11 protein-coding genes are annotated in these 14,725 nt (G+C 68.8%); 6 read left to right on the forward strand and 5 right to left on the reverse strand.

The window, feature by feature from the left end:
* Nucleotides 1–37: 37 nt before the first annotated feature.
* Nucleotides 38–1,087, forward strand: coding sequence for a hypothetical protein (locus tag WBG79_RS24855; protein WP_337359936.1), 1,050 nt, complete (start codon nucleotides 38–40; stop codon nucleotides 1,085–1,087).
* 37 nt (nucleotides 1,088–1,124) lie between these two features.
* On the opposite strand, the gene WBG79_RS24860 is transcribed toward WBG79_RS24855, so the two are convergent.
* Nucleotides 1,125–2,498 (reverse strand): patatin-like phospholipase family protein, encoded by a 1,374-nt coding sequence (locus WBG79_RS24860; protein WP_337359937.1) that lies wholly within the window; start codon nucleotides 2,496–2,498, stop codon nucleotides 1,125–1,127.
* 244 nt (nucleotides 2,499–2,742) lie between these two features.
* Between WBG79_RS24860 and WBG79_RS24865 the strand changes: the two genes are divergently transcribed.
* Both WBG79_RS24865 and WBG79_RS24870 read left to right on the forward strand, forming a co-directional pair.
* Nucleotides 2,743–3,828, forward strand: coding sequence for a DUF2336 domain-containing protein (locus WBG79_RS24865; RefSeq protein ID WP_337359938.1), 1,086 nt, complete (start codon nucleotides 2,743–2,745; stop codon nucleotides 3,826–3,828).
* 54 nt (nucleotides 3,829–3,882) lie between these two features.
* Nucleotides 3,883–4,617 carry a B3/B4 domain-containing protein gene (locus WBG79_RS24870; protein WP_337359939.1) on the forward strand — a complete coding sequence of 245 codons (735 nt, stop codon included), beginning with the start codon at nucleotides 3,883–3,885 and terminating at the stop codon, nucleotides 4,615–4,617.
* An 18-nt stretch (nucleotides 4,618–4,635) separates the two neighbouring features.
* On the opposite strand, the gene WBG79_RS24875 is transcribed toward WBG79_RS24870, so the two are convergent.
* A complete protein-coding gene (locus tag WBG79_RS24875; RefSeq protein ID WP_337359940.1) occupies nucleotides 4,636–5,247 on the reverse strand; it encodes a glutathione S-transferase family protein in 612 nt (203 codons plus the stop codon).
* 152 nt (nucleotides 5,248–5,399) lie between these two features.
* Between WBG79_RS24875 and WBG79_RS24880 the strand changes: the two genes are divergently transcribed.
* The 3 genes from WBG79_RS24880 (at nucleotide 5,400) to metH (ending at nucleotide 11,162) form a co-directional block, all read left to right on the forward strand.
* Nucleotides 5,400–6,431: an ArsR/SmtB family transcription factor gene (locus tag WBG79_RS24880; RefSeq protein ID WP_337359941.1), complete on the forward strand. Its 1,032-nt coding sequence runs from the start codon at nucleotides 5,400–5,402 to the stop codon at nucleotides 6,429–6,431.
* Nucleotides 6,428–7,345, forward strand: a complete 918-nt coding sequence (metF, locus tag WBG79_RS24885; RefSeq protein WP_337359942.1) for a methylenetetrahydrofolate reductase [NAD(P)H] — start codon at nucleotides 6,428–6,430, stop codon at nucleotides 7,343–7,345. Before WBG79_RS24880 ends, metF begins: the two co-directional genes overlap by 4 nt.
* An 82-nt stretch (nucleotides 7,346–7,427) precedes the next feature.
* Nucleotides 7,428–11,162, forward strand: coding sequence for a methionine synthase (gene metH, locus WBG79_RS24890; RefSeq protein WP_337359943.1), 3,735 nt, complete (start codon nucleotides 7,428–7,430; stop codon nucleotides 11,160–11,162).
* A gap of 15 nt (nucleotides 11,163–11,177) precedes the next feature.
* Here the strand turns inward: metH and WBG79_RS24895 are convergent, their stop codons facing one another.
* From WBG79_RS24895 to WBG79_RS24905, 3 genes are all read right to left on the reverse strand, one after another.
* Nucleotides 11,178–12,401, reverse strand: coding sequence for a TadE/TadG family type IV pilus assembly protein (locus WBG79_RS24895; RefSeq protein WP_337359944.1), 1,224 nt, complete (start codon nucleotides 12,399–12,401; stop codon nucleotides 11,178–11,180).
* Nucleotides 12,402–12,658: 257 nt separating this feature from the next.
* The gene (locus WBG79_RS24900) at nucleotides 12,659–13,297 is read right to left on the reverse strand and encodes a glutathione S-transferase N-terminal domain-containing protein (protein WP_337359945.1); all 639 of its coding nucleotides are present in this window, start codon (nucleotides 13,295–13,297) and stop codon (nucleotides 12,659–12,661) included.
* Between the two features lie 652 nt (nucleotides 13,298–13,949).
* Nucleotides 13,950–14,642, reverse strand: coding sequence for an SDR family oxidoreductase (locus tag WBG79_RS24905; protein ID WP_337359946.1), 693 nt, complete (start codon nucleotides 14,640–14,642; stop codon nucleotides 13,950–13,952).
* Nucleotides 14,643–14,725 lie beyond the last annotated feature (83 nt).

A 14,725-nucleotide genomic window follows, 5' to 3' on the forward strand; every position in this document is an offset into this window, starting at 1 on the left:
ACAATTCAACCGTCAGTTTTGGCGGGAGGGTTGTACAATGAAATGCAGGTTCTTGATTATGATTATTGCGGCCGGTGTTGCGCTGGGCGGATGTGAACGGGGGCTCTGGGGCACCTTCGACATCGACAGCGGAACCAGCGCGAGGATGGACGCCAGCCAGCGCCTGCTGCTGGTGACCAACAGAGGGGGGCGAAGCGGAGGGCAGCGCGTCGTGTGCGCCGAGCCGAGTCCCGACAGCCTCACCTCCGTCGCTGCCAGTCTCGCGGCGAGCGCCGCGACCGCCAGCGGGCAGTCGACGCCCGTGCCGAATGCAGACAACAGCGGGGCCATCGGCGTCGCCAGCAGTAGCCGCACCGCTGCTGCCGGGCTGGCCGCAACCTATGCGGAGAACGCGGCTTTCGTGGGCATGCGCACGCAGACCATTCAATTGCTGCGCGACGGCCTCTACCGGGCTTGCGAGGCCTACATGAACGGCGCGATCGACGAGACGCAGTACAATCTGCTCTTGGCGAACATGCCGCGGACCATGGCGGCCCTGCTGGCCATGGACGGCCTCACCCAGCGTCCCTCGGCGCCGCCTGTGATCGTCAACGCACCTCCGATCGTCGCCGGCGTGGGCACGACGACGTTGACCGTTCCGCCTGCGGGCACGGCCCCCACGGCAGAGGCGGCAGGTACCGCGACCAACAACCAGGCGGTCATCGTCAATACGCCGCCTGCCGTTGCCGGTGTCCAGAAGCAGGACGTTCAGCAGATCACGATCCAGGCGCCGCACGTGGACCCCGCGGCCGCGCAGGCGGTCCGCGACATCGCGCTCAGCGTCACGGAGAACCCGACGATGTACGCCGTCTGCGTTTCGAGTCTCACGTCCGACATCGACCCGCGGCACGACATTAGAACCTATGAGAATGGCTATCCGAGGAGCGACCCCGGATACAAGGTGTTCCTCGACATGTGCCGGCAGTTGTTCAAGGGATTGCCTGGTCTCTATGCCGAGGAACTGAAGAACAAAGGCATAGACGCGAGAGCTCGCCTGGCCCAGGCCCAAAGAACGCCGGCGGCACCCCCGAGACCCGAGGGGAAATAGCGGGGACGCCTGGGGAAGAGACGAGGGGAACCTTTCCCTACTCCTGCCCCAGCACCTTCACGGCCGCGGCGGCGCCGGCCTCGATGGAGAGGCGGACGTCCTTCTGGTCGAGGTTGAAGCGGGTCGGGATGGCGCCGAGGCGTTGGGCGGTGGCCGGGTCGAGGTCCTCGAAGGACAGCCGCTCGACGCGGACCGAGATCTTGCGGCAGTCCCAGCCCTCGGCGGAGCCGCGGATGCGGGCGACCTCGACGGGGTCCAGCCCGCAGCGCCAGGTCTTCAGACGCTCCTCCCAGTTCTTCATCTGGAGGCGCAGCACCTCGAAGGAATTGCGGACCGCGCTGTCGATCGCCGTGTCGGTGACGGCCTCCAGGAGCGCGGAGCCGCTCGGGCCCTCGAGGGTCTTGGCATAGTCGCCGGGCAGGGTGCGGCCGCTGTCGATGACCACGAAGATGAAGCGCTCTACCACCACCGCGTCGTCCTTGGTCATCGGCTTGTAGGGCTCGGATGCGGACGCGAGCGCCACGTTGAAGCCCGCGAGGCCCCAGTTGTCGGTCAGCCCGCCGTCGAGCAGCTTGACGAAGCCGACCTGGCCGACATCCCGGTAGCGGCGCAGCGCGGCGAGGTAGTTGCGCACGTTCGGCGAGGTGTCGCGCCGCTCGGCGAGGCGCTCCAGGTGCTCGGGCAGGCGGAAGCCGCACTTGTCGGCGTAGGAGCGGATGACCACCGGGGCGAAGACGATCGGCACGGCCGCGGACGCCGCGACGGCCTCGGCGATGGGGTAGTTGTAGAGGTCCGAGCAGAGTGACGCGAAGGTGACGGGCTCGAACACGAAGGGCGCCTTGGAGGTGATGTCCGAGGCGTTGATCCAGACCACCGGGCGGCCCGGGCGGGCGAGGTCCCGGAAGGTCGCGTCGCCGAAGACGTTCTCCTTGAGCCAGGCCGGGAAGCCGTTTCGGTCGTTGACGCCCTGGTCGAGCGCGCGCGCGATGTTGGTGACGGAGTAGACCTGCGTGCGCAGGGCCTCCTCGGCATTGCGGTAGAGGAAGCGCTTCTCGAAGTCCGAGAGGCCGCGGCGGCCGTGCAGGCCGAACCATGCGGCCGTAACCGAGCCGCCGGACACGCCCGAGACGAAGCGGACCTGGTCCAGCATGCTGCCGCCGCCCTCCAGGGGCACGCGGTCGAGGCCGCGCAGCACGCCGTACGAGAAGGCCGCGGCGCGCATGCCGCCGCCCGAGAAGGCGAGGCCGACCACGGTCGTGCGCAGCGCGTCGTCCGCCCCCACCGTGTTGGTTGGCACCAGCGCCGGCAGCGCCGTCGGCGTGTTGACGGGGTTGATGTCGATCGTCGCGCAGCCGCCCAGGACCGCGGCGGCGGCGATGACGACAACCCTGCGGAGGAGACGCCCGAGCATGCATGGTCCCGTTCGGGGGAGCGCCGGAGCGATCCCGTTGAAGGCCCGTCGTTATGGCCGCGAATGGGGCGACGGCATGGCGGGCGGTCGGTGCGGCGAGGTGCGGTTTTGCGCGAGCCTGTCAAATCTTAACGAATTCATTAATAGACATGAGAGACTGGCGGCCGTCTGTTGTTGTGGCGCACCAGTCCAGGCGCTATTTTGATAAACGTCGAGCGTAATTATTCTGAGTTATGGATTAAAGATGGACAGACCGGTCCTCGCGACCTTGGCGAGCTCGTTCGAAAGCTATCTGTCGCGCAAGATCGGCGACCGGGGCTCCGACGACGCACTCGCCCGACAACTGGCCCAGCTCTTCGCGATGACCGGCGAGGATGCGGACGCTGAGGCGCTCGGGGTCTTCGACAGGATCTTCGGGCGGCTCGTCGAGGCGGTCGAGGCGGATACGAGGGGCTACCTCTCGATCCAGTTCTCGGTGATGACCAACCCGCCGCGGGCCACCCTGCTGCGGCTCGCCCGGGACATCATCACCGTGGCGCGGCCGATTCTCATCCATTCCCCCGCCTTGGCCGAGGCCGACCTCGTGGCGATCCTTGCCGACACGGGGCTCGGGCACATGGGGGCGGTCGCCGAGCGCGGCGACCTCACCGTGACGGTGACGGACATCATCGTGGAGCGCGGCGACGACGCGGTCCGGCGGGTGCTCGCCGGCAATCACGCGGCGCTCCTGTCGGCGCGCGGGTTCCGCCGGCTGTCCCTGCAGGCGCGCGCCGACGAGCGGCTCGAGGCCGTCCTGATCGGCCGGGCCGACGTGCCGGACATCGTGGTGCGCTTCCTCGTGCGCCACGGGCCCGGCCATGCGCGCGGGCGGGGGACGGACGTCTCCCGGGAGGGGGAGGGCACCTGGACGCTGCCGGAGCGGCCCGCCGAGACCTGGGCGCTGATGTACGACTTCGACGCCGCCGAGGCCCGGGTCATGGCGCTCGCCGACCTCGGGCACAGGGGCGAGCCGTTGCTGCTGCGCCTCGTCGCCGAGGAGCGCTTTCCGGAGGCGGTCATCGTGCTCGCCCACCTGGTGCAGGTCCGGCGGGACGACATGATCGGCTGGCTGACGGCCCGCGACGCCGGGCCGTTCCTGCAAGCTTGCAAGACGATCCCGCTCGAGGTCAGGACGGTGTTTGGGCTCCTCGGCCTCGGGCCCTGGCGGCAGATGCTCGACGGGCGGGCGCGGCAGGAGGCGGTGCGCGCCTACCAGGGTCTGGAGCCCGGGTCCGCGCGCGCCTGGCTCGCGGCTTGGCGGCGCCGGGCCGCCGCCGAGGCGGGCCGCTAGGGCCGGGGGCGGCGGGGCCTTGCGCGGCCGTGGCGGCACGCTATCAAGAGCGCCATGCAGATCGACATCTCCGAACTGGTTCCGGCCTTCCCGGATTTCCGCGTCGCCGTGGTGGTGGCGTCCGACCTGGCGATCCCGGCGGAGCGGCCGGCGGCCCTCGACGGGCTGATCGCGGAGCGCGAGGCGGCGGCGCGGGCGCGCTGGGGCGGGCTCGAGCTCGCCGACATCCCGGGCGTCAAGGTCTGGCGGCTCGCCTACAAGGGTTTCGGCATCAAGCGGACGAGCTACCGGTCCTCGGTGGAACGCATCGTCAAGAACGTGCTGGCGGAGCGGCCGATCCCGCGCATCAATGGCTTCGTGGATTCCTACAACGCCGTTTCGCTCGCCCATTGCTTCCCGCTCGGCGCCGACGACCTGGACAGGCTCACGGGCGACATCGCGTTCCGCTACGCCCGCGAGGGCGACAGCTTCGTCGACATGGCGGCGGGCGGCGAGGAGGGCGAGGGCGGCGCGCCGGGGGGACCCGTGGAGGACCCGCCGAAGCCGGGCGAGGTGGTCTTCGCCGACGACGCGCATGTCCTCTGCCGGCGCTGGAACTGGCGCCAGGACGCACGCTCGCTCGTCTCGCCGGAGACCCGGCGGGCGCTCCTCACCGTGCAGTCCTGCGGGGTCGGCGACCTCGAGGCGGCGGTCGCCGACGTGTGCGATCTCTTCGCCCGGTTCTGCGGGGCGCGCACGGCGGTGACCTTTGCGGACAGGGACAGGCCGCGCCTCGCTCTCGCGACGTGACGGCCGGCCCCGGCCGGTTCAGGGCACGGTCTTGGCGACGCTCGGGCGGGCGGCATGGGCCGCCATGGCGGCCTTGAGGGCGCCGGAGGCCTCGATCATCGCGCCGGACTCGGGCAGCTTCGCCAGGTAGTGCAGGATCGGCGCGATGTTGGCGTCCGCGTAGGTGAAGCCGTCGCCGACCAGATAGCCGTTCTCGGCGACCGCCGCCGCGATCAGCCCGAGCGCCTTCTCGACCTTGGGCAGGATGGCGTCGATGCGGGCGCGATCCGGGCCGCCGTCCTTGGCGAAGAGGTAGAGGACGGCGTATTTCCGGATCAGGACGTCGTCCAGGGCCGTGTTGACCAGGGAGACCCACTCCTCGACCTTGGCGGCGGCAACGGGATCCTCGGGGATCATGCGCGGGCCGGGGAAGACCCGGTCGAGATAGCCGACGATGGCGCGGGACTCGAAGAGTTCCAGGTCGCCGTGGCGCATGACGGGGATCTTGCCGAGCGGGTGGACGGCGTCCACCGCCGGCGTATGCGGGGCGACGGCGACGAGGTCGTAGTCGATCACCTTCTCCTCAGCGACGATCCGGCAGACGCGCACGTAGGTCGAAAACGGCGCGCCGATGATCTGCACCTTTGCCATGTCGGGCCTCCTCCGCGGCCGCTTGCGGGCCGATGCCGCCAGACTAGACGATGCGGGCCTCCTTGCCGAGCGCGCCCGCCGCTCCGGCTCCGCGGGTCCCGACCGCAATCACCGCTTGACGCGCATAAAGATATGTTTATATCCTTCTCGCCATGAGCTATCTCTCCCCCTTCGCAGCCCCGGACCCGGGCGAACGGCTTTCCAGCGAGCAACTGGTGGAGGTTCTGCGCGCGGCCGGCGAGCCGACGCGCCTCAGGATCCTGGTCCTGCTCGAGCAGGGGGACCTCACCGTCAAGGATCTGACCGAGATCCTCGGCCAGAGCCAGCCGCGCATCTCGCGGCACTTGAAGCTCCTGACAGAGGCGGGGCTCGTCGACCGCTTTCCCGAGGGTGCCTGGGTCTATTACCGGCTCGCCGACACGGTGGCGTCCGTGACGCTCGCCTCCGTCATCCGGTCGCTCGTCGACCAGAGGGACGCACGGGTGCTGCGCGACCGGGAAAGGCTGGAGCAGGTCAAGACCGCCCGCTCCGAACGCGCGGCGGCCTATTTCGCCCGGAACGCCCATGCGTGGGACGAGATCCGCTCGCTCCATGCCGCGGACGGCCTCGTCGAGGCGGCGATCCTGGAGGCGGTCGGGCCGGCGCCCTTCGACGCCTACCTGGATCTCGGGACCGGAACGGGCCGGCTCATCGAACTCCTGGACGGCCGCTGGGCGCGGGCGCTCGGCATCGACCTGTCGCAGACCATGCTGGCGGTGGCGCGGGCGCATCTGGACCGCGCCCGGATCTCCGGCGCCCAGGTCCGGCTCGGCGACATCTACGCCCTCGACCTGCCGCGCGACTCCTTCGACCTCGTCACCCTGCACCAGGTCCTGCACTTCCTGGACGACCCGGCGCGGGCGATCCGCGAGACGGCGCGGGTGCTCCGGCCGGGGGGCCGCGTGGTCATCGTGGACTTCGCGCCGCACGGCCTCGAATTCCTGCGCGAGGAGCATGCGCACCGGCGCCTCGGCTTCGGCCATGGCGAGATCACCAGGTTCCTTGAGCAGGCCGGCCTCGCCGTCGAGGCCATCCGGGACATCCCGGCGCCCCAGGACGGGCAGCTCACCGTCACGCTGTGGCTGGCGCGAGACCCGCGCATCGCCATCGCGTCCCATGCCTCGAGAAGGGAGGTCGTCGCATGACCGGCGCCCAGTTCGACACCATCCTCGGCCGCCCGCAGGCGATCCGAGTCTCCTTCGAGTTCTTCCCCCCGAAGACGGAGAAGATGGAGGAGACCCTCTGGTCCTGCATCGAGCGGCTGGCCCCGCTCCGGCCCAACTTCGTCTCGGTCACCTACGGGGCCGGCGGGTCGACCCGCGAGCGCACCCACGCCACGGTGGCGCGCATCGTCCGGGAGACCAGGCTGCAGCCCGCCGCGCATCTCACCTGCGTGGACGCGACGCGGGAGGAGGTCGACGACGTCGTCCGCAGCTACTGGGCGGCCGGAGTGCGCCACATCGTGGCGCTGCGCGGCGATCCTGCCGGCGGCGTCGGGGCCCGCTACGCGCCGCACGAGGGCGGCTACGCCTCCACGCCCGACCTGATCCGAGGCATCCGCGAGATCGGCGATTTCGAGATCTCGGTCTCGGGCTATCCGGAAAAGCACCCGGAGAGCCCGGACATGCCGGCCGACATCGCGCTCCTGAAGCGCAAGGTCGAGGCCGGGGCGAGCCGGGCCATCACCCAGTTCTTCTTCGACAACGACGCGTTCGAGCGCTACGTCGACCGCGTCCGGGCCGCCGGCATCGACATCCCGATCATTCCCGGCATCATTCCGGTGCTCGACTTCGACCGCACCGCCGGCTTCGCCAAGCGCGCCGGCGCGAGCGTGCCGGCCTGGCTCGCCCACCGCTTCGAAGGGCTCGAGAAGGACGAGAAGACGCGCCAGCTGGTCGCCGCCACGGTGGCGGCCGAGCAGTGCTTCGACCTCGTCCGCCGCGGATACCGCGATTTCCACTTCTACACGATGAACCGCGCGGACCTCGTCTACGCCATCTGCCACCTCCTCGGGCTCCGGCCCGAGCGCGAGGACGCGGCGGTGGAGGCGGCGGCCTGAGGCCGGCCAAGCTGCGGTTTCGCCGCCCGCGGCAGCGCGGGCGGCTTCCCTTTTCATGTCGTTCGAAAAGATCGGAAGCCCCATGACCAAGCCGCACCTCGCCGCGACCCTCCTCGCGAAGCTCGCCCGCGAACGGATCCTCGTCATCGACGGGGCGATGGGAACCATGATCCAGCGGCATCGCCTGGACGAGGCCGCCTATCGGGGCGCCCGCTTCGCCGACTGGCACCGGGACGTGAAGGGCAACAACGATCTCCTGACCCTGACCCAGCCGGACATCATCCGCTCGATCCATGCGGAGTACCTGGAGGCCGGCGCCGACATCGTCGAGACCAACACCTTCTCGTCGACCTCGATCGCGATGGCCGACTACGGCATGGAGGCGCTCGCCTTCGAGCTGAACCGGGAGGGCGCGCGCCTCGCCCGCGAGGCCTGCGACGCGGCCACGAAGGCCGATCCGTCACGGCCGCGCTTCGTCGCCGGCGCGATCGGGCCGACCAACCGCACCGCCTCCATGTCGCCCGATGTCAACGACCCGGGCTACCGGGCCGTGTCCTTCGACGACCTCAGGATCGCCTACGGGGAGGCGGCGCGGGGGCTGATCGAGGGCGGGGCCGACATCCTGCTCGTCGAGACCATCTTCGACACCCTCAACGCCAAGGCGGCGCTCTTCGCCATCGAGGAGGCCTTCGAGGCGACCGGCGTCCGGCTGCCTGTGATGATCTCGGGCACCATCACGGACCTCTCCGGCCGCACCCTCTCGGGCCAGACTCCGACTGCCTTCTGGTATTCGGTCCGGCACGCCCAGCCCTTCTCGATCGGCCTGAACTGCGCGCTCGGCGCCAAGGAGATGCGCGCCCACATCGACGAGCTCGGCCGCGTCGCCGACACGCTCGTCTGCGCCTACCCGAACGCCGGCCTGCCGAACGAGTTCGGCCTCTACGACGAGCGCCCGGAGGCGACCGCCGCCATGCTCGGCGAATTCGCCGAGAGCGGGCTCGTCAACATCGTGGGCGGCTGCTGCGGCACGACCCCCGACCACATCCGGGCGATCGCGGCGGCGGTCGCCGGCAAGGCGCCGCGGCGGCTCCCCGAACTGCCCCCGCGCATGCGCCTCTCGGGCCTGGAGCCCTTCACGCACGCGCCCGAGATCCCCTTCGTCAACGTCGGCGAGCGCACGAACGTCACCGGCTCGGCCAAGTTCCGCAAGCTCGTCACCAACGGCGACTACGCGGCCGCCCTGGACGTCGCCAAGAGCCAGGTCGAGGCCGGCGCCACCATCATCGACATCAACATGGACGAGGGCCTGCTCGACTCCGAGAAGGCCATGGTGACGTTTCTCAACCTGATCGCCGCCGAGCCGGACATCGCCAAGGTGCCGGTGATGATCGACAGCTCCAAGTGGTCGATCATCGAGGCCGGCCTGAAGTGCGTGCAGGGCAAGCCGATCGTCAACTCCATCTCGATGAAGGAAGGCGAGGCGGCGTTCCTGGAGCAGGCGCGGAAGTGCCGGCGCTATGGCGCGGCGGTCGTCGTCATGGCCTTCGACGAGCAGGGCCAGGCCGACACGCTGAAGCGGAAGATCGAGATCGCCAAGCGCGCCTACGATCTCCTGACCGGCACGGTCGGCTTCCCGCCGGAGGACATCGTCTTCGATCCGAACGTGTTCGCGGTCGCGACCGGCATCGAGGAGCACAACACCTACGGGGTCGACTTCATCGAGGCGACGCGCTGGATCCGGACCAACCTGCCGCACGCGCACGTGTCGGGCGGCGTCTCCAACCTCAGCTTCTCGTTCCGCGGCAACGATCCCGTCCGCGAGGCGATGCACTCGGTCTTCCTCTATCACGCCATCCAGGCCGGCATGGACTTCGGCATCGTCAACGCGGGCCAGCTCGCGGTCTACGACGACCTGCCGGCGGACCTGCGCGACCTCGCCGAGGACGTTGTGCTGAACCGCCGCTCCGACGCCACGGAGCGCCTGCTCGAGGCCGCGCCGCGCTTCAAGCACGGCGGCGGGACGGAGAAGAAGGAGGCGGACCTGGCCTGGCGCTCCTGGCCGGTGGAGAAGCGGCTCGAGCACGCGCTGGTGGCGGGCATCACCGACTTCATCAACGAGGATACCGAGGAGGCGCGCCTCAGGGCGAAGCGGCCGCTCGACGTCATCGAGGGCCCGCTCATGGCGGGCATGAACGTGGTCGGCGACCTGTTCGGGGCGGGGAAGATGTTCCTGCCGCAGGTGGTCAAGTCCGCGCGCGTGATGAAGCAGGCCGTCGCCTGGCTGATGCCCTACATGGAGGCCGAGAAGGCGGCGAACGGCGGGACGGGCCAGTCCACGGCCGGCCGGATCGTGATGGCGACCGTCAAGGGCGACGTCCACGACATCGGCAAGAACATCGTCGGCGTCGTGCTCCAATGCAACAACTACGAGGTGATCGACCTCGGCGTGATGGTCCCGGCGGCCAAGATCCTGGAGACGGCGCGGCGCGAGAAGGCGGACATCATCGGCCTCTCGGGCCTGATCACGCCGTCGCTCGACGAGATGTGCCACGTGGCGTCCGAGATGGAGCGGGAGGGGATGGACCTGCCCTTGCTCATCGGCGGGGCGACCACCTCGCGCATCCACACGGCCGTGAAGATCCATCCGAACTACCGCCGCGGCCAGGCGGTCTACGTGACCGACGCGAGCCGGGCGGTCGGGGTCGTCTCCTCGCTCCTCGGCGAGCACCGGGACGCGACGGTCGCCGAACTGCGCGCCGAGTACCGGCGGATCCAGGAGGGGCACGCCCGCGGGCAGGCCGAGAAGGAGCGTGTCAGCCTCGCGCAGGCGCGGGCGAACCGGCACGTGCCGGACTTCTCGTCGTTCCGGCCGGTGAAGCCGACCTTCCTCGGGGCTCGCACGGTCGACGACGTGACGATCGGGGACCTCGTGCCCTACATCGACTGGACGCCCTTCTTCGCCACCTGGGAGCTGATCGGCCGCTATCCGGCGATCCTCTCGGACGAGAAGGTGGGGCCGGCGGCGCGCGCGCTCTACGAGGACGCCCGCGCGATGCTCGACCAGATGGTGGCCGAGAACTGGCTGACCGCGAAGGGGGTCGTCGGCTTCTTCCCGGCGCAGGCGGAGGGCGACGACATCCTCCTCTTCGCCGACGAGGGCCGGCGCTACGAGCTCGCGCGCCTCCACACGCTGCGCCAGCAGATCGGCCGGGTGGGGAGCCAACGGCGCAACCTCGCGCTCGCCGACTTCGTCGCGCCGCGCGAGAGCGGCATTCCCGACTATGTTGGCGGCTTCGCGGTGACGGCCGGGATCGGAGAGGAGGCGGTCGCAGCCCGCTTCGCGCGGGCGAACGACGATTATTCGAAAATCCTCAGCCAGGCGCTCGCCGACCGGCTGGCGGAGGCCTTCGCGGAGTACCTCCACGCCCGGGTCAGGACCGAGTTCTGGGGCTATGCGGCCGGGGAGGGGCTCTCGGTCAACGACCTGATCGCCGAGAAGTACCAGGGCATCCGCCCGGCGCCCGGCTATCCGGCGCAGCCCGACCACACCGAGAAGGGGACGCTGTGGCGTCTCCTCGACGTGGAGGCCCGGGCCGGCATCACCTTGACGGAGAGCTACGCCATGTGGCCGGGCTCGGCGGTGTCCGGGCTCTACTTCGCCCACCCGGAGAGCCACTACTTCGGGGTCGGCAAGATCGAGCGGGACCAGGTCGAGGATTACGCGGCGCGCAAGCGCTGGGACGTGGCGACGGCCGAGCGGTGGCTCTCGCCGATCCTCAACTACGATCCGAACGCGTTGCGTGCGGCCGCCGAGTGAGGCCGGGCCCTGCGGTCACTTGCTGACGTAAGGCACGGTGATGGTGGATGTCCCGCTTGTTCCGTAGCCGGCCATGTCCCACTTGGTGCCGTTCAGCTGCAGCGAGTAGACGACCATGCTCACGCTGTCGGCGGATTCCTTCGATCCCGAATTGTAGGTCAGGTCGCGACTCGGCAGGTAGATGATGCCTTCCAGCTTGTGCTTGCCGGCGTCGAAGGTCCACTGGCTCTTCGAAAGGCCCGTCTTCTCGTAGAAGAGGAAGTTGGCGTAGGCGCCGGTGGTCGGCGCCTTCAGGTTGGCGGTCACGCTCGAGTTGAAATGGAGGTTCGAGCTCGCGTCGGCGAAGTAGAAGGTGACGTCGGTTCCGGTGATGGATCCCTGATTGACGTTCCACTTCCCGCCCTTGAAGATATAGAGGCCGGGCTCGAGCTTGACCGCCGGAGAGCCGTTGAAGTTCGTGTCGCCGCAGTAGACGCCGGGCGACATTGTGATGGTCGTGCCGGACTTGGCTGATCCGTTGTACTTGCAGGTCAGGCTGGCCGGGTCGGGCGGCAGCTTGCCCGCATAGGGGTCCGGCGAAGTCGTGCAACTCGTCTTCACGAAGGACAGCTTGGGGACGTTGTTGTCCAGGACCTTGCTGCCTTCCACGCAGACCCGCGGCGTGGTGAGCTTGATGCCGTTGTTGAACACGGCCGAGTTGGTCTTGGTCGTCTTGACGTGGATCTCGCAGTCGAGGCTCACGTCGGCGCCGCCGTTGAACCGGAGAGTCTCGGCGTCATTGGTGCCGACCACGTAGATGCAGGCGGCGGGCGGTCCCGGAATGGAGACCTCGCTGTGCGCCACGAATTCGAAGGTGGACAGGGAGAAGAGGGGCAGGAAGCGGGTCGAGATGGTCGCCTTGGCGTCTGCGGTCAGCTTCCCGTTCGCCTTGGCGAAGGTCCGCTGGCTCACGGTGAGCCCGAAGGGCGCCGCGCGCGCGTCGAAGGCGTTCTCGGCCGCTTGCTTCCAGTTCTCGGTGGTGTCACGCGCGCCGATGATGGCCGCCGAGTCGACGAGGTCCTGGAGCTTGGTCCGGTCCTTCAGCATGAGCGACACGTCGATCGCACCGCCGACCGCGCCGAACAGGACGACGCCGAGTATGGCGGCCATGGGAGCGATGCTGCCGCGGCGATCGCCGGCGAGGCGGGCCAGCGGACCGGAGGCGAAATCGCGGATCTTTGTGTAGAGGGGGCTGCTCATCGCGTGGGATCCCGTCGCGTCGTTTCGATCCCACCTTGCCCGTGACTCCTCACCTTTCAGTAAAAGCAGTGGCACGCAAGGCATTAATACGAATTAATCTCGGAATTCCTGGAGTCTTGACCTGCAAAATTACGAATGTCACAAATCTTGATGGAGCATTATCCGGGTCATTGCCCTTTATGATTTAGATTCCTTTGCGTCATTCCAGCGCTGACGCCGCCGGCTCGGGGCGCGTGCCCGAGCCGGCGTGAGCCCGCTCAGACCTTGGGGACAGCCATGCCGCGCTGGACCGCCGGACGGGCCGCAACCGCGTCCATCCAGCGCTTGACGTTGGCGAACTCGGGCAGGCCCTCGGCGGCCAGTTGGGGGCCGAGGCCCGTGTAGGCGCTGACGAACCAGGGGTAGGTGATCATGTCGGCGATCGAGTACTCGGCGCCGGCGAGGTGGGCGTTGTCGGCCAGCTGCCTGTCGGCGACCCCGAGGAGGCGGATCGTCTCCTTGAGATAGCGGGTCATGCCGTAGGGGATCTTCTCCGGCGCGAATTTCACGAAATGATTGGCCTGGCCGAACATCGGGCCGACACCGCCCATCTGCCAGTTCAGCCACTGCAGCACGTGGTAGCGCGCGGCGCCCGAAGCGGGGAGGAAACGGCCGGTCTTCTCGGCGAGGTAGATCAGGATGGCGCCGGACTCGAAGAGCGCGAGGGGGCCGCCCTCGGCGTCGTGGTCGACGATCGCCGGAATGCGGTTGTTGGGTGCGATCTTCAGGAAGCCCGGATCGAACTGCTCGCCCTTGCCGATGTTGATCGCCTTCGTCTCGTAGGCGAGTTCCATCTCCTCGAGCGCGATGGAGACCTTGCGGCCGTTCGGGGTGGTCCAGGTGTAGAGGGTGAACATGGGGCTCATCCGGTTCGGGGACGGGGGACGGGACGCGTCTGCGGCGTGCAAGACGAAGCGGTCCTGCGCATCAAGACTTGGGGTCAGGTCAGACGGTCCTGGATGGTGTCGGGGCCGGCAGCGCGGCGGCCCGGTCGCGGCCAACCGTACTTGTTCATAGAATCAGAACAATTGAACTCTTCGTGAGCCGTTTGCGGCGGTCCAACGAAGGCAGGCCGGCACAGGCCAAGAAAAAAGCCGATCCCGAGAGAGGGACCGGCCGCATCGAATTTCGGGAACATCCATCCAGCTCAGCACCGGTTCTCCGGTGTCGGTGTGATTCCGGCCGGTTCGCCGCCCTCCGCGGCCCCGGCTCTCCGACGCTCCCTCACAGGGCGCCGACGAGGACGGCGCCGACGAACACGAAGGCGGCGCAGACCATGAAGAACTCCATCCCACGGGTCATGCTCATCGAATAGCCTCCGCAGACAGGGGTCCAGTGCGGCGAATCTACGACGGAGTGCGCCCTGCAAAAAGGCTGAAAAGATTGTGCATCGCGGTGAAGGTGGCCCGGACGCAAGGTCAACGAGGTCGCCGCCCGGCGGCAACTGTAACAGAGACGTTAAACTTCGTGATGTGTGCGGCGCAGCATGGAATTTCAGCCGGAGCGGCATCACCAGGGCAGTTCGGAGCCGTCGTAGTTGTAGAAGCGGGGACTGTCGAGCGCTCGCATCTTGTCGATCACGCGCACGATTCCCGCGGCGCTGACATCGGGGGAGAGGTCGGCGCTGTTGCCTCCCATGTCGGTCGCGACCCAGCCGGGATGGACGACCGAGACGGCGATGCCCTCGCCGCGGAGGTCGGTGGCGAGCCCCTGCATGACCTTGTTCACCGCCGCCTTGGAGGAGCGGTAGGCCATGCGGTCGGAGCGGTTGTAGGCGAGCGATCCCATCCGGCTCGACACCGTCAGAATCCGGGCCGCGGGCGCCTTGCGCAGGTTGGGCAGGAAGGTCTGTACGACGCGCAGAGGCGAGATGGTGTTGATCTCGAAGGCGCGGATCCAGCCCTCGAAGTCCATGTCCAGCGTCGATTGCCGGCGCGGACCCATGACGCCGGCATTGTTGACGAGGACGTCGATGGCGCCGTCGCCGATCTCCGCGCGCGACTCGGCGATCGAGGCGGGGCTCGAGACGTCCATGCGCGCGACCCGGATGTCGAGGCCGGGGCTCGCGGCGAGCGCGCGCAGCTCCTCCGCGTCGCCGGGATTGCGGCAGGTCGCCAGAATGCGGTCGCCCCGCATGGCGAGGCTCCTGACGAGCGCCAAGCCGATTCCCCGGTTCGCCCCGGTGATCAGGACAACCGCCACACCCACCTCCGTGTCGACGCCCGACCCTTGTAGAGCCGTGCCACGAACCAGACCAGACGAAATCCCGTAGTGGGATCCCCCGC

This window comes from Prosthecomicrobium sp. N25 (assembly GCF_037203705.1).
Classification (GTDB): Bacteria; Pseudomonadota; Alphaproteobacteria; order Rhizobiales; family Ancalomicrobiaceae; genus Prosthecodimorpha.